The sequence below is a fragment of the Arthrobacter sp. 9MFCol3.1 genome (assembly GCF_000620385.1).
GTDB lineage: Bacteria > Actinomycetota > Actinomycetes > Actinomycetales > Micrococcaceae > Arthrobacter.
Genome location: NZ_JIBJ01000004.1, coordinates 512,923 through 530,871, shown reverse-complemented (window position 1 = coordinate 530,871; position 17,949 = coordinate 512,923). Strand labels below are relative to the sequence as shown.

At 67.6% G+C, this 17,949-nt stretch carries 17 protein-coding genes; 6 read left to right on the top strand and 11 right to left on the bottom strand.

All coding sequences use genetic code 11. From position 1 onward, the window contains the following. Positions 1-498: 498 nt before the first annotated feature. Together C560_RS0105190 and C560_RS0105185 are read right to left on the bottom strand one after the other, a co-directional pair. On the bottom strand, positions 499-1,653 hold the full coding sequence (locus C560_RS0105190) for a thiolase family protein (protein WP_331280260.1): 1,155 nt from the start codon (positions 1,651-1,653) through the stop codon (positions 499-501). 103 nt (positions 1,654-1,756) lie between these two features. Further along, positions 1,757-3,169, bottom strand: a complete 1,413-nt coding sequence (locus C560_RS0105185) for a class I adenylate-forming enzyme family protein (protein WP_026537385.1) — start codon at positions 3,167-3,169, stop codon at positions 1,757-1,759. A gap of 58 nt (positions 3,170-3,227) precedes the next feature. Between C560_RS0105185 and ypfJ the strand changes: the two genes are divergently transcribed. Beyond that, positions 3,228-4,103: a KPN_02809 family neutral zinc metallopeptidase gene (ypfJ, locus tag C560_RS0105180; protein WP_026537384.1), complete on the top strand. Its 876-nt coding sequence runs from the start codon at positions 3,228-3,230 to the stop codon at positions 4,101-4,103. A gap of 44 nt (positions 4,104-4,147) precedes the next feature. On the opposite strand, the gene C560_RS0105175 is transcribed toward ypfJ, so the two are convergent. The 7 genes from C560_RS0105175 to C560_RS0105145 all read right to left on the bottom strand — a co-directional run bounded on the left by C560_RS0105175 (position 4,148) and on the right by C560_RS0105145 (position 10,207). Continuing rightward, positions 4,148-4,744: a hypothetical protein gene (locus C560_RS0105175; RefSeq protein ID WP_026537383.1), complete on the bottom strand. Its 597-nt coding sequence runs from the start codon at positions 4,742-4,744 to the stop codon at positions 4,148-4,150. A gap of 206 nt (positions 4,745-4,950) precedes the next feature. Next, positions 4,951-5,283 (bottom strand): metal-sulfur cluster assembly factor, encoded by a 333-nt coding sequence (locus C560_RS0105170; RefSeq protein ID WP_026537382.1) that lies wholly within the window; start codon positions 5,281-5,283, stop codon positions 4,951-4,953. 13 nt (positions 5,284-5,296) lie between these two features. Further along, positions 5,297-6,094, bottom strand: a complete 798-nt coding sequence (gene sufC / locus C560_RS0105165; RefSeq protein WP_026537381.1) for a Fe-S cluster assembly ATPase SufC — start codon at positions 6,092-6,094, stop codon at positions 5,297-5,299. Between the two features lie 88 nt (positions 6,095-6,182). Continuing rightward, positions 6,183-6,542 carry a non-heme iron oxygenase ferredoxin subunit gene (locus C560_RS0105160; protein ID WP_026537380.1) on the bottom strand — a complete coding sequence of 120 codons (360 nt, stop codon included), beginning with the start codon at positions 6,540-6,542 and terminating at the stop codon, positions 6,183-6,185. A gap of 31 nt (positions 6,543-6,573) precedes the next feature. Then, positions 6,574-7,860 (bottom strand): Fe-S cluster assembly protein SufD, encoded by a 1,287-nt coding sequence (gene sufD, locus C560_RS0105155; protein ID WP_026537379.1) that lies wholly within the window; start codon positions 7,858-7,860, stop codon positions 6,574-6,576. Continuing rightward, a complete protein-coding gene (gene sufB / locus C560_RS0105150) occupies positions 7,860-9,323 on the bottom strand; it encodes a Fe-S cluster assembly protein SufB (RefSeq protein WP_026537378.1) in 1,464 nt (487 codons plus the stop codon). The genes sufD and sufB overlap by 1 nt, the downstream gene beginning before the upstream one ends. Further along, on the bottom strand, positions 9,323-10,207 hold the full coding sequence (locus tag C560_RS0105145) for a MarR family transcriptional regulator (RefSeq protein WP_026537377.1): 885 nt from the start codon (positions 10,205-10,207) through the stop codon (positions 9,323-9,325). Before C560_RS0105145 ends, sufB begins: the two co-directional genes overlap by 1 nt. A gap of 105 nt (positions 10,208-10,312) precedes the next feature. On the opposite strand from C560_RS0105145, the gene C560_RS0105140 reads away from it, so the two are divergent. From C560_RS0105140 to C560_RS0105115, 5 genes are all read left to right on the top strand, one after another. Beyond that, positions 10,313-11,281: an ABC transporter ATP-binding protein gene (locus tag C560_RS0105140; protein ID WP_026537376.1), complete on the top strand. Its 969-nt coding sequence runs from the start codon at positions 10,313-10,315 to the stop codon at positions 11,279-11,281. Beyond that, positions 11,278-12,090 (top strand): ABC transporter permease, encoded by an 813-nt coding sequence (locus C560_RS0105135; RefSeq protein ID WP_026537375.1) that lies wholly within the window; start codon positions 11,278-11,280, stop codon positions 12,088-12,090. The genes C560_RS0105140 and C560_RS0105135 overlap by 4 nt, the downstream gene beginning before the upstream one ends. Before the next feature lie 7 nt (positions 12,091-12,097). After that, complete coding sequence (locus C560_RS0105130) at positions 12,098-13,042, top strand: COX15/CtaA family protein (RefSeq protein WP_026537374.1); 945 nt, start codon at positions 12,098-12,100, stop codon at positions 13,040-13,042. 265 nt (positions 13,043-13,307) lie between these two features. Further along, positions 13,308-13,832, top strand: coding sequence for a hypothetical protein (locus tag C560_RS21295; protein ID WP_051533007.1), 525 nt, complete (start codon positions 13,308-13,310; stop codon positions 13,830-13,832). A gap of 301 nt (positions 13,833-14,133) precedes the next feature. Continuing rightward, the gene (locus C560_RS0105115; protein ID WP_269320015.1) at positions 14,134-15,294 is read left to right on the top strand and encodes an acyltransferase family protein; all 1,161 of its coding nucleotides are present in this window, start codon (positions 14,134-14,136) and stop codon (positions 15,292-15,294) included. 108 nt (positions 15,295-15,402) lie between these two features. Here C560_RS0105115 and C560_RS0105110 read toward each other — a convergent pair whose 3' ends face one another. After that, a complete protein-coding gene (locus C560_RS0105110) occupies positions 15,403-16,350 on the bottom strand; it encodes a threonine/serine dehydratase (protein WP_026537372.1) in 948 nt (315 codons plus the stop codon). A 133-nt stretch (positions 16,351-16,483) separates the two neighbouring features. Further along, positions 16,484-17,446 (bottom strand): heme o synthase, encoded by a 963-nt coding sequence (locus C560_RS0105105; protein ID WP_026537371.1) that lies wholly within the window; start codon positions 17,444-17,446, stop codon positions 16,484-16,486. Positions 17,447-17,949: the final 503 nt, after the last annotated feature.

Genomic DNA, 17,949 nt, shown 5'->3' with positions numbered 1-17,949 from the left:
GAGTACACCTGTTTCGTCGGCTTGGCCATCAGCGCTCCTCGACCATGGATTCTCCACCGCAGATAGAGAAGCTGCACCGGCGAGTGAGACACACCCAGGACCCGTGCCGCCGCTTTATCCGCGATGCCCTTCTCAAACCACGCTACAGCGGCCTCGCGCTGCTCTTCGGATAACGGACTACGTACATGCATAAAACTGCTCCCCGGGAGTCGGAACTGAATTTCTCAGTCCAACTTCCGGGGAGCAGTTCACCGCAGCCAGTGGACATGTGGCCGATATGTCCACTCCTCGCGCCAGGGACTGGGCATGTCCCCTTCCGGTGGCTTGCATGGACATGTCGCTTACCTGGTGCCGGGGCAGGGCATGTCCGCACCGGGCAGATGGGCATGCCCTCCCCTGCCCCCAGCCAGTGGACATGTGGCCCATATGTCCACGCTCCGCTGCGAAGACTGGGCATGTCCCCTCCGGTGCCGGGAATGGGCATGTCCCCCGGCGGGGTTAGGTGAGGCGCGCGTACCCCAGCAGCGCGGCCGTGCCCATGCCGCCTGCGATGCTGATCATCGCCAGGGCAAGCTGCCCTGGCTCCGGGGACCTGCGGGCCTGGGCCAGCAGCCGGGTGACCAGGACCGCGCCCGAGGCTCCATAGGCGTGGCCGAGGGCCAGGGCGCCGCCGTCGAGGTTGGCCCGCTCCGGGTCGATGCCCAGCTGGTCAAAGCACGCGAGCGTCTGGGCCGCGAAGGCCTCGTTGAATTCCACCAGGCCCACCTCCGCGGCGGACAGACCGTGTGCCGCCAGGAGCCGTTCGGCCGCCGCGGCCGCGCCGATGCCCAGCAACTGCGGCGCCACCCCGGCGGTGTCGGTTCCCAGGACCAGCAGCCCGTCCGCGGCGCCCAGCTGCCGGGCCCGTTCCAGGGACGTGATGACGACGGCGGCGGCACCGTCGGCGTCGAAGCAGGAGTTCCCGGCCGTGACCGTGCCGCCGCTGGCAAAAACGGGCGGGAACCGGGCCATCAGGGCCGGGCCAAGGCTCGGCCGCGGCCCGTCGTCGGCTGCCGCGGACGCCCCGGGGCCGGCGGCGAGGGGTACGATTTCGCCGTCGAACTTCCCGGCCGCCGCGGCAGTGAGGGCACGGTGGTGGCTGCGGAGCGCGAAGGCGTCCTGGCGTTCCCGGCTGATGCCGAAGCGGCCGGCAACGTTTTCGGCCGCCACGCCCATGTCGGGGTCGCCGAAGCTCAGCGGCGCGAACTGGGCCCGGCTGTAAAAGTCCGGGCTGCCGTCGTCGTTGCGGTGCGCCCGGAGCGGAGCCGTGCTGATGCTCTCCACGCCGCCTGCGAGGTACAGGCCGCCGCCGCCCGCCGCGACCAGCCGGGAGGCCAGGACGATCGCGTCCAGACCCGAGCCACATTGCCGGTCCACGGTGACGCCGGGGACCGTGACGGGCAGGCCGGCCTCCAGCGCGGCGAGCCGGGCCACGTTTCCGCCGCCGCCCACGGCGTTGCCGATCACGACGTCGGTCACGGAGCCCGGCGCGGCACCGGCACCGGCACCGGAGACCAGGCTGCGGAGCACCGGAGCCAGGAGTTCGTGGGCGCGGAGCTTCTTCAGGGCCCCGTTGGCCCGGCACAACGGTGTCCGGCGCGCGGCGATGATCACCGGCTGCCTGTCCTCCGGCAGCAGCCCGGGGAAGGACAGCCCGGGAAACGACGTTCCGGGGATCGGCCGCCCGGGTGGTGTCGGCGCTGTGCCCGTGCGCGGCTCAGCCAAGACGCCGGATCCTGGGATCGTTCCGGGCTACCCAGTCCAGCAGCAGCTGCCGGCTGATTTTGCCCCGGTCCGTCAGGGGCAGCTCCGTCAGCACGAAGTACTCCAGGGGCCGCTTGTTCCGTGCCAGCACATCGTCGATCCCGGACCGCAGCTGGGTGGCGGTGACCGCCCCGTGTGAGGGCACGACGCCGGCCACAACGCGTTGGCCGCGGAGATCGTCAACCATGCCGGCCGCCACGGCCGCCGCGACGCCCGGGACGGAGGCCAGCGCCATCTCCACCTCATGCGGGTAGACGTTGGTGCCGGCGGTGATGATCATGTCGGAGCGGCGGCCGAGCATGTGCAGGGTCCCGCCGGAGAGGTAGCCCTGGTCCCCCACGGTGTACCAGCCGTCAAAGCAGCGCAGCGCCTGGCCGTCGTCACCCCACAGGTAGCCGTTGCTGACCATGCCGCTGCGGACGCAGATGTTGCCGTCGCTGCCGTCCGGGAGTTCGGCGCCGCCGTCGTCGAGGATGCGGATAGCGACGCCGGGGAATGGCCTCCCGATGCCGGTCCCGCCCGGTTCAACGGGCTCGCCCGGACGCATCCCGGCGCCCGAGACGAAGCTGAGCTCGGAGGCGCCGTAGTACTCGAAAATGGTTGCGTTGGGGGCCCAGCGCCGCGCCGCCTCCAGCGTCCGGGCGTCCAGCTTGGAACCGGCGCAGATGATGCTGCGGATGCCGGAGGCATCGACCCCGCCGGCCAGGCCCCGCTCGCTGAGCAGCCGGAGCATGGTGGGCACCAGGACCAGGCGGGTGATGCCGTCGTGGCTGACGGCCGCGTGGGCGGCGCCGACGTCGAAGTGGTCCAGGCTGTGGAACTCCGCGCCGGCATACAGGCATTCGGCGAGGGCGTAGAGGTTCAGGCTTGCCGCGAGCGGGCCGGGAGCCAAAGACTTGTCGTCCTGCGTCAGTCCGAAGAACTCAATGGAGGCCTCGAACGATTCCTGCCAGGACCGCCGCGAGCGGGTGAACGCCTTGGGCACTGAGGTGGTGCCGGAGGTCAGGCCGATCAGGAACGAGGTATCAGGCGGCCCGTCAAGCAGCCCGGTCCCCAGCCCGGGAAGTGCATGCGCCGGGCCCGTGTCCGTCCCGGCGATGCGGGCGGTGATGCCGTCCTGGAGTTGCTGCGGCCAGGCCGGGTCCAGCACGGCGCACTGCCGCTCACCAGCGACGGCCGCGGCGAACGCTACGGCGAAGCGGGTTGAATTTTGTTCGGACAGCACGGTGATGGCGGGCGCCGCGGGCACCAGGGCTGCCGCTGCGTCCCGCAGGCCGGACCAGCTGAGGTGCTCTCCGGCAACGACGACGGCTGTCTCGTCGGGACGGTCATCGGCCCAGCGCTGGAGTCTGTCGAGAAAAGGCATCGAACCAACTTTACCGTTGCTGGCCGCGGCCGCGGCCTGTGCGGGATATTGTGACTCCATGAGCTTTAACGACAACGCCCCGCTGGATCCGTCGCAGGTCCAGGACCGCCGCGGGATGGGCCGCGGCCCGATGATCGGCGGCGGCATCATCCTGCTGCTGGCAGCCCTCTTTGGCATCAATCCCCAGCTTCTCGAGGGTCTGGCCGGCACCGTCCAGGATCCCCAGACGCAGAGCCAGGGCTCTGCCCCCGCCTGCCAGACCGGCGCCGACGCCGACGCCCGACTCGACTGCAGGATCACCGGCACGGTCAACAGCCTCAACGCCTTCTGGCCGGCCTATCTGGCCCAGTACAACACCAAGTACCCGCGGCCGAAAGCGGTGATCTTCACCGGCGGAACCAACACCGGCTGCGGCTCCGCCACCTCGGACGTGGGGCCGTTCTACTGCCCCGTCGACACCACGGCATACTTCGATCCCGGCTTCTTTCAGGAACTCGTGGACCGGTTTGGCTCCTCCGGCGGCCCCCTGGCGCAGGAATATGTGGTGGCCCACGAATTCGGCCACCACGTCCAGAACCTGCTGGGCGACCTCGACCGGGCACAACAGGACCCCCAGGGCCCCGGTTCCGGAGGTGTCCGGGTTGAGCTCCAGGCCGACTGCTACGCAGGGCTGTGGGCCCACTATGCAACGACGCAGGCAGATCCCAAGACCGGCCAGCCCTACCTCGAACCCTTCACTGACCAGGATGTGAAGGACGCCCTGTCGGCGGCCTCGGCCGTCGGCGATGACCGCATCCAGAAGGCCGCCACGGGCCGCGTCTCACCGGAGGCCTGGACCCACGGATCAAGTGCCCAGCGGCAGAAGTGGTTCTACCAGGGGTACACTACCGGGGACATCAACAAGTGCGACACGTTCGCGGTGGCAACGCCCTAGCCCCAACGCCCTAGCCCCAGCGCTCCAGCCCCAATCCCGTGGGCTCACGCGCGGGGCCGGCGCCGGGCAGGGACCTCGACATAGCTGAAGAATCCGGCATGGCCCAGGTGCCGGTGCTTGGGATGCCACACCGGGCGGTACTGGTGCCCGAACGGGTCGGTCACCAGGACCGTGTCGAGCCGGTTGTTTCCGGCCAGGAGGCGGTCGACGTCGGCCAGCGCATTGCGCCGCGTCGCCAGACCGTCGATGTCCAGGCTCCAAAGGCCCAGTTCGACGTCGGTTCCGCGCTCCAGCTGCAGCGTTTCGAACAGGCCGGCCACGAGCCCGGCGAGCCCGACGGGATCAACACGTTGCAGCCGGTGAGATTCGGGATGCACGTCGCGTGCCTCGGCGAGGGCCTGGCGCAGCCAGTGGAACTCTACGGATCCCAGGGGCGGTCCCAGGCGCAGGTGGCGGTTCTTGTCCAGCTCCAGCCGGTACGTGGCGGCGCCGCGGTCAATGATGCACGGAGCTTCGCCGACATATTCGAAGTCGGCCAGGAGGGCTTCCCGGGAGCGGTAGTAGGAGAACTCGCCGCTGTCATCGACAACCACGAAGTCCCCGCTGGCACCGGAGGGCCGCGGCGGTGGGGTGGCATCCATATCCGTGTGCCTCCTGTTCGACGGCGTGCCCGGCCCGGGGCGTGTGGACCCGGTGTCTTTATCAGACCATTGCCAGGACCATATGGGAACGGCGGCGGGAACGACGGAACGAAATGACGGCGGCCCCACCTCAATGAGGTGGGGCCGCCGTCGTACGCGGGCCGGGTCATGCCGGCCCGCCGTGCGCTCATGCTATATGGGCGGATCTAGATGTTGAAGCCCAGGGCGCGCATCTGGTCGCGGCCGTCCTCGGTGATCCGTTCCGGACCCCATGGCGGCATCCACACCCAGTTCAGCCGCCAGTCGTCGACGATCCCGTCCAGGGCCTTGCCGACCTGCTCCTCGATCACGTCGGTGAGCGGGCAGGCGGCGGTGGTGAGCGTCATGTCGATGAGCAGGGCGCCGTCTTCGTCCGAGTACTTCAGACCGTACAGCAGGCCCAGGTCAACGATGTTGACCCCGAGTTCCGGGTCGATCACATCCTTGAGCGCCTCTTCGACATCCTCGAGGCCCGTGCGGGCCACATTGAGTTCGGTCATTGCGGAGTCCTAACTACGCCTGGGCTGCCGCCGAGGCGGCAGCGATGGTGGCCGCCCCTGCGCCGGTGGCGTAGCGGTCGTAGCCTTCGTCTTCGAGGCGGTCGGCGAGCTCCGGGCCGCCCTCTTCGACAACCTGGCCATCGACGAACACGTGCACGAAGTCCGGCTTGATGTAGCGCAGGATCCGGGTGTAGTGCGTGATGAGCAGGGTGCCCATGTTGCCTTCGCCGTGCGCGCGGTTGACGCCCTCGGAGACAACCTTGAGCGCGTCGACGTCCAGGCCGGAGTCGGTCTCGTCGAGGATGGCGAACTTCGGCTTGAAGAGCTCGAGCTGGAGGATCTCGACGCGCTTCTTCTCGCCGCCGGAGAAGCCTTCGTTGACGTTGCGCTGGGTGAAGTCGGCGTCGATGCGCAGCTGCGCCATGGCTGCCTTGACGTCCTTGGTCCACGTGCGCAGCTTGGGGGCTTCGCCGTCGATCGCGGTCTTGGCAGTGCGCAGGAAGTTCGTCATGCTCACGCCCGGGACCTCGACGGGGTACTGCATGGCAAGGAACAGGCCGGCGCGGGCACGCTCGTCGACGCTCATGGCGAGGACGTCTTCACCGTCGAGGGTGATCGTGCCGGAGGTGACGTTATAGCGCGGGTGCCCGGCGATGGTGGACGCCAGCGTGGACTTGCCGGAACCGTTGGGGCCCATGATGGCGTGCGTCTCGCCGGTCCTGATGGTCAGGCTGACGCCCTTCAGGATTTCCTTGGTGCCCTGCTCGGTGTCAATGCTGACGTGCAGGTCCTTGATCTCAAGAGTCGACATGTGTCTTGTTCTCCTCTGCACCGTGCCCTCGGCACTGTGCGTTTTCTTGGCGATAAGTTTTCTTGTGCGGGTTGCCGGCTGCAGGCAGCTAGCTGAAGTTTGGAGCCTCGGCGCCGTTCAGGACGTTGGTGAAGTCCACGTAGACCTCGTCATCCACGACGGTCACGGCAAACACGGGAACAGGATCATAGGCTGGCAGCTGGAGCGGCTCGCCGCTGCGCAGGTCGAACTGGGATCCGTGGCCCCAGCACTCGATCTTGCAGCCTTCGACCTCCCCTTCGGAGAGGGAGATGTCCGCGTGCGAGCAGGTGTCGCCGATGGCGTGGATCTCACCCATCGAGTCCTTCACGATCGCGACCGGGTAGTCGTCGATCAGGATCCGCAACGCCTGCTTGAGTTGGATCTCGCTGGCGTTGCAGACCAGCTCGCCCTTTGGCTGTTCAGTCATTGATGTAGTCCGTGTTCTCTAGTGCCGGGCACTAGTGGTTGGTCGCCGCGAGTTCGCGCTCGACGGCTTCCGTGAGGCGCTCTTCGATGGCCGGAACGTTGATCTTCTGGATGATCTCGTTCAGGAACCCGCGGACCACCAGGCGGCGGGCAACCTCTTCCGGGATGCCGCGGGCCATCAGGTAGAACAGGTGCTGGTCATCGAATCGTCCGGTGGCGCTGGCGTGGCCGGCGCCGGCGATCAGGCCGGTCTCGATCTCAAGGTTCGGCACGGAATCGGCGCGGGCACCGTCGGTCAGGACCAGGTTGCGGTTGGCCTCGTAGGTGTCGGTGCCTTCTGCTTCCTTGCGGATCAGAACGTCACCGACCCACACGGTGTGCGCGTTGCGGCCCTGCAGGGCGCCCTTGTACAGGACGTTGGATTTGCAGTTGGCCACGGCGTGGTCCACGAACAGGCGCTGCTCGAGGTGCTGGCCGGCGTCGGCGAAGTACAGGCCGAACAATTCCACTTCGGCGCCCGGGGCGGTGAATCGTGCCGAGGGCGTGACGCGCACGAGGTCGCCGCCGAGGCTGACCACGATGTGCTTGAACTTCGCGTCGCGGCCGAGCTTCGCCTGCTGGGAGGAGGCGTGCACGGCGTCGTCGTTCCATTCCTGGAGCGAGATGACGGTCAGTTGCGCGCCGTCCTCAACGAGGATTTCAACGTTTTCCGAGACGACGGCGGTGCCCTGGTGGTCCAGGACGACGACGGACTTGGAGAACTTTTCCGCGACGATCACGACGTGCTGCGCCGAAGCGTCGGTGCCCTGTCCGGTCAGCAGCACGCTGACCTCGCCGTCCACCTGGACCTCGGACGGGACCGTGATCACGGTGGCCTCGGTGAAGTTCTCCCAGGCGTTCGCGGAGACGCGGTCCTCGGGGATGGCGGCGGAGCCGATCCGGCGGTCGTCACGGCCGACGGTCTCGACCTTGACGGTGTCCGGAGCGGTGACGCTCACGGCCGGTGCCGCGCCAAGGAGGACCTCGGTGTGCAGGCCGCGGAGGCGCTTGAGCGGGGTGAAGCGCCAGTCCTCCTCCATGCCGGTCAGCGGTTTGAAGTCCGCCAGCTTGTAGGAGGTCAGGCGGCCGGCGCGTGAGCTGTCCGGTACGCCGACGCCGCCGCCGTGCGAATGGCGCTTGACGGCTTCGCCGGCCAGGGGCGCCTTGGACTCAGCGGCGTTCAGCGGTGAGAGGCTTTCGCCTTCCTCGGTGAAGCCGTTGATGAACGGCTGGGCTGAGGGCGCGCCGATGCGGGCCTTTTCAGTAGTGATGTCAGTCATTAACCGACCGATCCTTCCATCTGCAGTTCAATCAGTCGGTTCAGCTCGAGGGCGTATTCCATCGGCAGTTCGCGGGCAATCGGTTCGATGAAGCCGCGGACGATCATCGCCATGGCCTCGTCTTCGCGCATGCCGCGGGACATCAGGTAGAACAACTGCTCTTCGCTGACCCGCGAGACCGTGGCCTCGTGGCCCATCGTGACGTCGTCCTCGCGGATGTCGATGTACGGGTAGGTGTCCGACCGGCTGATGGTGTCCACCAGGAGCGCGTCGCAGCGGACCGTGTTGGCCGAGTGCTTGGCGCCTTCGCGGACCTGGACCAGTCCGCGGTAGGCAGCACGGCCGCCGCCGCGGGCCACGGACTTGGAGATGATCGAGCTCTTGGTGTTGGGCGCGATGTGGACCATCTTGGAGCCGGTGTCCTGGTGCTGGCCTTCGCCGGCGAACGCGATGGACAGGGTCTCGCCCTTGGCGCCTTCGCCCACGAGGTAGACGGCCGGGTACTTCATGGTGACCTTGGAGCCGATGTTGCCATCGATCCACTCCATGGTGGCGCCCTCTTCGCAGATCGCGCGCTTGGTGACCAGGTTGTACACGTTGGTGGACCAGTTCTGGATGGTCGTGTAGCGGACGCGGGCGCCCTTCTTCACGATGATTTCCACGACGGCGGAGTGCAGCGAGTCCGAGGTGTAGATCGGCGCGGTGCAGCCTTCGATGTAGTGGACGTAGGAGTCCTCGTCCGCGATGATCAGCGTGCGTTCGAACTGGCCCATGTTTTCCGTGTTGATGCGGAAGTAGGCCTGCAGCGGGATGTCCACGTGGACGCCCTTGGGCACGTACACGAAGGAACCGCCGGACCAGACGGCCGTGTTCAGCGACGCGAACTTGTTGTCGCCCACCGGGATGATGGTGCCGAAGTACTCCTGGAAGATCTCCGGGTGCTCGCGCAGCGCGGTGTCCGTGTCCAGGAAGATGACGCCCTGGGCTTCCAGGTCCTCGCGGATCTGGTGGTAGACCACCTCAGACTCGTACTGGGCGGCGACGCCGGAGACGAGGCGGCTGCGCTCGGCTTCCGGGATGCCCAGCTTCTCGTAGGTGTTCCGGATGTCCTCGGGCAGGTCTTCCCAGGTTGCGGCCTGCTTCTCGGTGGAGCGCACGAAGTACTTGATGTTGTCGAAGTCGATGCCGGACAGGTCCGCGCCCCAAGTGGGCATGGGCTTGCGGTCGAAGTACTTCAGGCCCTTGAGCCGGAGGTCGAGCATCCATTCCGGCTCGTTCTTCTTAGCCGAAATATCGCGGACAACGTCTTCATCGATGCCGCGCCGGGCGTTGGCCCCGACGTCGTTCTTGTCGGCCCAGCCGTACTCATAGGTGCCGATTCCGTGGAGCTCGGGATTCTTTTCCAGAATCTCCGAAATCACAGTAGAGTCAGCAACCTTCTTCTCTGATAGTTGGTCCGTCATCACGGCCTTTCTTGGAGATGGTTGGATACTTCGTCCGGGTTGACCGGTGCTGCGGGACTGGGAGTCCCGACGGCGGCCGGACGGCCCGTAGGTATGTGGGTGGTGCAGACGTGCCCGCCGCGCGCCAGGGTGGACAGCCGGCGCACGTCGACGCCGACCAGCCGGGAGAACACTTCGGTCTCCACGTCGCAGAACACGGGGAACTGGGCAGCCAGGTGCTGGATGGGGCAGTGCCCCTGGCAGAGCTGGACGCTGGAGAGCGCGGCCGGGAGCGGGGCCTTGGCTTCGATCGACTGCGCCGACGCCACGAACCCGTCGCGGCTCAGGGCAGCGGAGAGAGCCTGGGCGCGGGCGGTGATGTCCGGTCCGGCCTGCTCGATCTCCGGTGCGTAGCGGCGCTCCATGTCGGCGAACCGCTCGACGGCGAACTGCCGCACGGCCTCGGGGCCGGCCGCCTCGCCCAGGCGGCGCAGCGCCACGGAGGCGATGTCGAGGTAATCGTTGCCCAGGTTCGACTGGCCCTGGGAGCTCAGGACGTAGCGGCGGGCGGGCCGTCCGGCGCCGGCACCGGCGCGGGCAACCCGCTTGACCTCAATCACCCCGCTGCGCGCGAGGTGGTCCAGGTGGCGGCGCACAGCTGCCGGGGTGAAGCCCAGGAGGTCGCCGAGTTCGGCTGCGCTGATGGGTCCATGCTCCAGCACCGCGTTCAGGACGCGGTCACGCGTGCGTTCTTCGGCGTCGTGCGTGTGGGTGCCGGCCGCCGCGGGAACGACGTCCGGAACGGCCGCCACGTGTGCCCGGGCGGACCCGACGCGCACGGCGCCGCGGCCGGACGGGACTGCGGACGCAGCGGCTCCGGACGCAGAGGGGCTCATGGAATACACAACACAATCATGTCGTAATTTACTCCGGCATTCCAGTAAGGCATGGCTTGCCTGCGCGACCCGCCCACCGGGGAGCCGGCGTACTACATCGCGTAGAATGCTGTGGTGCGATCTCCCGAATCCCCCGTTCTGACCATCAACGGGCTTGTCAAGGATGTTGGTCCACTGCCCACCCTCGACGGCAAGATGCTGCGCGTGGTCAGCGGCCTCTCCCTCATCGCCGAACGCGGCCAGGTCACGGCCCTGCTCGGCGCCAATGGCGCGGGCAAGACCACCACCATCGAATGCGCCCAGGGGCTGCAAAAGCGCACCGCCGGCGCCATCAGCCTACTCGGCCACGATCCGGATTCGGCCGGCGCGGGCCTCCGCGCCCGGGTGGGGGTGATGCTGCAGGACGGCGGCCTGCCGCCGTCGGCCCGGCCCATCCCCCTGCTGCGGCACATCGCCGGCATGTACCAGGACCCCTGGCCGGTGGATGAACTCATCGGACGCCTGGGGATCGACTCTTTCAGCCGCACCAACGTGCGGCGCCTGTCCGGCGGGCAGAAACAGCGCCTCGCCCTGGCCGCGGCACTGGTCGGCAATCCGGAGGTCCTGTTCCTCGACGAGCCCAGCGCGGGCCTGGACCCGCAGTCCCGCCAGATGGTCTTCGACCTCATCTCCGAACTGCGGAACAGCGGCATGGGCATCATCCTGACGACGCACCTCATGGACGACGCCCAACGCCTCGCGGACTACGTCTACATCATCGACGCCGGCCGCAACGTCGCCGAAGGCACCGTCGCCCAGCTCCTGCGCCACCAGCTGCCCGCCGGCGACGCGTCGCAGCACATCCGCACCTTGATCTTCGAAACCGAACCCGGCCTGGACTTCACCGGCGTGCTGCCCGACGGCGTCGACGTCACCGAAGCGCGGGCCGGCAGTTATGCCGTAACCGGAGCCCTGACCCCCGCCGACCTTGCCGCGATCACCGCGTGGTGGGCCCAGCGCGGGATCATGCCCAGCTCCCTGAGCCTTGAAGCGCGCAGCCTCGAGGACGTCTTCTTGGACATCTCCGGAAGGGAGACCCGATGACCCGCGTAACAGGTGGCGCCCCGCTGGAGAGCGCGCGCCGTGCCGGCGCGCCCCCTGCCGCGCACGGCAGCGCCCCCGCTTCCCTGCTGCGCCGCATCCTGCTGCAGGGGCAGTACGAAACCGTCACCATGCTCAGGAACGGCGAGCAGCTGATCCTCGCGATCGTGCTGCCGCTGCTGGCCATGGTCGGGCTGACCGTGACGCCGCTGCTGGACGGACTTGGTGCGAGCCGCATCAACGTCGCCGTTCCCGGCATCCTGGCCCTGTGCGCCATGTCCACGGCCTTCACGGGGCAGGGCATCTCCACCGGCTTCGACCGCCGCTACGGCGTGCTGCGCTTTCTGTCCACGACTCCCCTGGGCCGCACCGGCCTGATCGCGGGGAAGGTCCTGGCCGTGCTGGCGGTGCTGTTCCTTCAGGTGCTCATCGTGACCGCGGTGGCCGTGGTGCTGGGATGGCAGCCCAACCCCGCGGGCTGGCTGCCCGGGCTGGCCATCCTGGTCCTCGGCGCCGCCGCCTTCACGGCACTCGGGCTGCTCGTCGCCGGGACGGTCCGGCCGGAGGCGACCCTGGCCATCACCAACCTGCTCTGGATCCTGCTTGGCGCGCTGGGCGGAATCGTGATCCCGGCCGAACGGCTCCCGGCGCTGGCCCAGGCCGTGGTGCATTTCCTTCCCTCCGGCGCGCTGGGCCAGGCGCTGAGGGATGCTTTCCTGTACGGCAGCGTCAATGGTGCCGCCGTGCTTGTCCTGCTGCTCTGGACGGCGATCGCCGGCGGCGCAGCAACCCGTTGGTTCAAGTGGAATTGAGAAAACTGTGAGCACGGCGTCACGAACTCCCCGGATTGTCTCCGGAATCACCTCCCGGCTGCCAGTCCGCGTCGACAAGACGATCAGGCGGCTCGCCGTGCTGTCCCTCATCGGCCAGATCGTCCTGGTGGTGACTGGCGGCGCCGTCCGCCTGACGGCCTCGGGCCTTGGCTGCCCCACCTGGCCGCGCTGCACGGAAGCGTCCCTGGCCACCACCCCGGAAATGGGGATCCACGGCATCATTGAATTCGGCAACCGGCTCCTCACGTTTGCGCTGGCGGCCGTCGCAGTGATGATGCTGGTCTACCTGTGGAACCTCCGCAAGGAGCGCCGCGACCTCTTCCTGCTCGCCCTCGGCCTGCTTGCCAGCATCCCGGCCCAGGCCGTCATCGGCGGCATCACGGTGCTGACCGGGCTGAACCCGTGGGTCGTGGGCCTGCACTTCCTCGTGTCCATGGCCCTCGTGGTCCTCGCGACCCTCCTGGTGAACCGTGCCTACGGCCGCACGGGCAAGGCCCGGACCGTGCAGCTTCCCGCCCTGCCGGGGGCTGCCCGCCCGGTGATGACCGCCGTCGCGGTCCTTTCCGCCGTCGCCGTCTGCCTCGGCGTGGTGGTGACCGGCGCCGGCCCGCATGCCGGCGACGCGAACGCCCCGCGCAACGACGTCGACTGGGACCTGTTCGCGCACATCCACGCTGTGCCCGCCTACCTGGTGACCGCCGGCGCGCTGTTCGCGTTGGTCCTTGTGGTCCGCGGGCGGATTCAGGGGCCGTTCCGCTCCGCGGTGTTCATGCTCCTGGGCGTCACGGTGCTGCAGGCCGTCATCGGCTTCACGCAGTACTACAACGGCATTCCGGCGCTGCTCGTTGGCGCACACATGCTGGCGGCGGCGCTGCTGATGAGCGCGGCGACCAACGCCGCGGACCTCGCCCGCTACAGCCCGGTGGACTAAACCAGCCGCAGCACCCCTGAACAAAGCATCGCGGGGTCACTTACCGCCCATCCGGCACGTCCGGACGGCCCGTAAGTGACCCCGCGTTTGCTGTCTGTGCACCCGTCCGGGCGCTGTGGCAACGATGTTCAGTACCGCATTCACCTCCCGGGGGCTGGCCTTGACGGGATTTCGGGGTGGACTATGGGATGGCATGGACATGGATCGTCGCGGCAGTGGGCTTTCCTAGTTCGTTCCCGTGACGCTGACCGGAAGGCCTTCTCTGATGCAAGCGACAGAACCGACCGTGCCTCCTTCACCCTCAGCCCGCCAGCGCGCGGCCAGCCTCAAAGAACGCGTCTACATCATCTTCACGAGCCTGGCCGTGGTGTTGGCGCTTCGGAGTCACGCGGACGAGACCACGCCGCTAGCAGCGGCGGCGACGCTCAGCATCGTGGTGATCGGTTCCCTGCTGGGGATTTTCGTCGCCGATCTCCTGAGCCACCTGACAGTTCATTCGAAGCTTCCCACCGGTGACGAGCTGCACCACATGATCGCGGTCAGCGCGGACGGCCTCGGCGTCCTGGTCACCCCGCTGCTCCTCCTCACGGCAGCCGGCCTCGGTCTGTGGTCGACGGCCGTGGCCCTCGCGTGGGCGATCGTGGTCCTGGTTGTCTCGCTCGCCGTCGTCGGGTTCCTCGCGATCCGGCGCCTCGAGATCCCTCTGCGTCACAAGGCCGCCATCATGTTCGCCGAAGTCGTGTTGAGCCTGCTGGTAATCGGGATGGAGCTGGTGGCCCACAATCTATAGCTGGTGGCCCACAATCTATAGAGAGGCCCAAGGCCTCCCCCCATTCGACCTCGGGTTACTGGCCGGTCACTTGTCCAAACGGGAAAGCGTTCGGAATACTGGATGGTGTGGCCCCTTTTTGGGCCTGCCCATTGGCCGGGCAGCCGCAGAGCCGGCGTCAGGTTTCGTCCAGCCAACGCGGGAATACTTGGATAGGGCGCAGGACTGGCGCCGTAATCGCATCCATGGATAGAAGGACGGCTCGGTTTTGCCTTGATGCAGCTGGAATTGGAGCCGGCCAGATAGAGGCACCGGAGGATATGTGGCGTTACTAGTCGGCGAAAGGCCCGCACAGGCGGTCCAACATACTGCAAAGCGCCCACGGCTGGACGGCCTGGACGTTCTTCGCGGTGCCGCTGTGGGCGCCGTCCTGCTCGGACATTCCTGGCCCGGCATATTCCAAGGCGCCGGCATCGTGGGGGTCATTGCCTTCTTCGTGCTAAGCGGTTACTTGATCACCAACGTGCTGGTCGGCGACATCGAACGGCACCGAAAAATTCGTTACGGACGCTTTTATGCGCACAGGGCCTTCCGGCTGGTGCCGGCCCTGGTCTCTCTCCTGGGCGTCTACGCCATCGTCGAATTGGCCACCGACGTCCTCGGTGACCGGTCCAAGGGAATCGTGGGGTACACCGTCCTCGCCGGTCTTGGCTACCTCAAAGACCTCCCCCTGCCCTTCGACGTCAGCATGGCGATCGGACCGCTCTGGACGTTGGCGGTGGAAGAACAGTTCTACCTGATCTGGCCCGCGCTGCTGGTGCTCGCCCTGCGGCGCAACCGCCAGGGACGGCTGATTGGCTGGTCCGCCGCCGTCGCCCTGTTCCTCATGTCCGCCAGTGTGCTGGCAATGGTGACCCTGGCCCCGCAACTTCACTCGCTGGTTTACGCACTGCCGACAACCTGGGGCCTGGGCCTGATCATCGGTTCGGCCCTGCGGCTGTACAGGGTCCATGTGTTCAGCTGGTTCACCGGCCGCCGGCCCAGGCGTGCGGCCCTGTTCGGTTCCGTGGCCGTCCTGGCCGCGCTGATCTTCTTCCCGAAGGCCAACGAAACGCCGGCCTTCATGTTCATTGGCGGCCCGCTGGCCATGGCCGCCTCAGCCGTCCTGGTCGCACTGGCAGCCTCCCGCACCGCAGTGATGCCCAAGTGGACGCGCCCGGTGCAACTGCTGGGCACCGTCTCGTACGCCGCGTACCTCTGGAACTACGCCGTCATTCTCTGGCTCAACGGCGGCTCCACGGCCGATCTGCCGCCGTTCATCGCGGTGTCGGCCATCGTGGTGACCCTGCTCATTGCGGTCATCAGCTGGCACACTGTCGAACGGCTCGGCCGGATCGCGCGGGCCCGCTTCGACCAGCACTATTCGGCCCGGTACCATCCGGACCGGCAGCCGGCCGGCAGCGCCGCTTCCCGGCACGGTTAGGCGGCACGGTTAGGCGGGACTGTTCAGGCGGCAGGATTCACGCGGCAGGATTCACGCGGGACGGTTCCGCGGCACTGTTCAGTCGGCGCGATTCAATCGCTGCCCGGGTCAATCGTTGCCCGGGTCGTTCTCCAGCGTGCAGGCATCGGTGTTCGCCCCACAGACGATTACCGCGAGGCGTTCCTCTGCGGCGGGTGTGTACGCCCCTGACGTGAGCGCCGCGAACGCAGCCGCGGCCCCGTATTCGGCGGGGATCCGGTAATCGCTCCACAACTGTGACCGGGCGGCGACGATGGCGGCGTCGTCCACCAGCACAGAGGCCGGCGGGACGCGTGAGGCGATGCTGAAGGCGATCCCGCCCACGCGCCGGGCCCCGAGGGAATCCGCGGCGACGCCCGAAACGGCCACATCGACCGGGCGGCCGGCGTCGAGGGCCGCGTGCAGCGTGGGGATGGCGAAGGGCTCAACCGCGACGACGCGGGCCCGTCCCTCGGCAGCTGCCGCCACGCCCGCATAGAGCCCCCCGCCGCCGACGGCGACGACGATCGTGTCGATGCCGGGTTCGTCCTCGAGAATTTCCTCGGCCAGGGTGCCCGCGCCCGCCGCGATTTCCAGCTGGTCGTACGCATGGCAGAACAAGGCACCGGTGTCTTCCACGTAGTCCATTGCGGCCGCGAAAGCCTCCGCGTATTCGGTGCCGACCTGCCGGACCGTGGCGTTATACGCGAGGAGTCGCTCGACCTTTACCCGCGGGGCGTTCTTCGGGACGAACACCGTCGCCGGCACGCCGAGGGCCGCGGCGGCGTATGCGTTCGCCAAACCCGCGTTGCCGCCCGACGCCGCCACCACACCGACGGCCGGGTCAAGCTCCCCGCGCTCCCGGGCGGCGAGCTGGCGGTTGAAGGCACCCCGGGCCTTGAAGACGCCCGTGTGCTGCAGGAACTCACATTTGAACCAGAGCGGGGCGGCAGCGGTACCCCCGCGGAGCAACGGTGTGCGCCGCACGTGGCCACTGATGCGGTTCTGTGCCTGAAGTACATCGCTGCGGTTGATCACGGTCTCCCCTGGGGTTGTGTCGCTTGGCCGGTTCGTAAGGATACCCCGGGACCGAAAAGGACCGCCCCTCCCCTGATACAGCTGACGCTCCCCCACCACTGGCGAGGGAGCGTCAGGCACACGAACGGGGGAATCAGCCGCCCATGATGGCCGAGCCGACGAAGGGGTCGACGGCCAGGGCAATGAAGAGCAGGGTCAGGTAGCTGATGGAGCCGTGGAAGACCTTCATGGCTCCCTTGTTGGACACGTCGCCCGCCTGGGCGCGGTTGTACAGGGCGTGCGACTCGTACAGGAACCAGGCACCGGCGCCGACGGCGGTCAGCGTGTAGACCCAGCCGGCACCACCGGCCGGGATCATCAGCAGCGAACACGCCACCATGGCCCAGGCGTAGAGGACCACCTGCACCGAAACCACTTTCGCACCGGCAATGGCGCCGAGCATCGGCACGTTGGCGTTGCGGTAGTCCTCGCCGTAGCGCATCGACAGCGGCCAGTAGTGCGGAGGGGTCCAGAGGAAAATCACCATGAACAGCACGACGGCGGGCCACTCGACAGTGTTGGTGACGGCGGCCCAGGCAATCAGGACCGGGAAGCACCCGGCGGCGCCGCCCCAGACTATGTTCTGGGCCGTGCGCCGCTTCAGGATCATGGTGTAGATGACCACGTAGAAGACGATGGCCCCGAGTCCGAGCCACGCGGCGAGCGGGTTGGCCCCGAACCAGAGGATGGCGATCGCCGCCGCGCCCAGCAGCCAGGAGAAGATGAGGGCTTCGCGGGGCGTGACCTCACCGGTGACAAGCGGCCGGTTCTCGGTGCGGTGCATGAGCTTGTCGATGTCGCGGTCTATGTAACAGTTGAAGGCGCCGGCTGAACCTGCCGCGAACGCGCCGCCCACAAGCGTCGCCAGGATCAGGCCGATCGACGGGAAGCCGCGTTCGGCATAGATCATGGTGGGCAGCGTGCTGACGAGCAGGAGCTCGATGACGCGGGGTTTCGTGAGCGCCAGGTAGGCCTTGGCTTTGCGGCCGAAGCCCATTCTTCCCGAGGCCGGGGAGGCGTTCAGCGGCGTATTAGTTGTGCTCACGGTGGCAGTCACTCTGTTCTGTCTGGCTGTGCAGTTCTGTCTGGCTGGGCAGCCCCGGGTGGATTTCGCAAGGCTTTTTCTGCGGAGTTCTTGCTGCAGACCGGGCTCCGCGCTCGGCGCACGCCCGTGTCCTTGCCCCAGTCGAAGGCCACCACCCATCATACCGTGGAGCTCCGGGGCGGACGGCCGCCGAACGGCGCCCCATGATTCCGGCGCGTTAACGCCGGCTCACCGGCCCCGCGGCGGACGGTGATTCATATAAGCGAAATCAGGTCCAATTGGTGAGATATACGCTGACCACAAAGTGGAATGGGACTAGGCTGTCCTTAGATCAGCGCACACGGGCACGCATACAGGCACTTGCCGGACACGCGGCTCTGCATCTGCGTCTGAATGATAGATCAACGTTTCGATGGTGAACGGCTGGTACGAACCGCAGCGGGCACCGAACTGTGCCCGGGCGGAATATAGAGCGTACCGCCGGCCGTCAGCACAGAGAGGGGCCCGGTTTTCGT

Coding starts and splice junctions, on each gene's coding strand:
- C560_RS0105185 (WP_026537385.1), bottom strand. CDS start 3,169: ATGCCTTTTCTCGACAGACTCCAGCGCTGGGCCGATGACCGTCCCGAC.
- ypfJ (WP_026537384.1), top strand. CDS start 3,228: ATGAGCTTTAACGACAACGCCCCGCTGGATCCGTCGCAGGTCCAGGAC.
- C560_RS0105175 (WP_026537383.1), bottom strand. CDS start 4,744: ATGGATGCCACCCCACCGCCGCGGCCCTCCGGTGCCAGCGGGGACTTC.
- C560_RS0105170 (WP_026537382.1), bottom strand. CDS start 5,283: ATGACCGAACTCAATGTGGCCCGCACGGGCCTCGAGGATGTCGAAGAG.
- sufC (WP_026537381.1), bottom strand. CDS start 6,094: ATGTCGACTCTTGAGATCAAGGACCTGCACGTCAGCATTGACACCGAG.
- C560_RS0105160 (WP_026537380.1), bottom strand. CDS start 6,542: ATGACTGAACAGCCAAAGGGCGAGCTGGTCTGCAACGCCAGCGAGATC.
- sufD (WP_026537379.1), bottom strand. CDS start 7,860: ATGACTGACATCACTACTGAAAAGGCCCGCATCGGCGCGCCCTCAGCC.
- sufB (WP_026537378.1), bottom strand. CDS start 9,323: ATGACGGACCAACTATCAGAGAAGAAGGTTGCTGACTCTACTGTGATT.
- C560_RS0105135 (WP_026537375.1), top strand. CDS start 11,278: ATGACCCGCGTAACAGGTGGCGCCCCGCTGGAGAGCGCGCGCCGTGCC.
- C560_RS21295 (WP_051533007.1), top strand. CDS start 13,308: ATGCAAGCGACAGAACCGACCGTGCCTCCTTCACCCTCAGCCCGCCAG.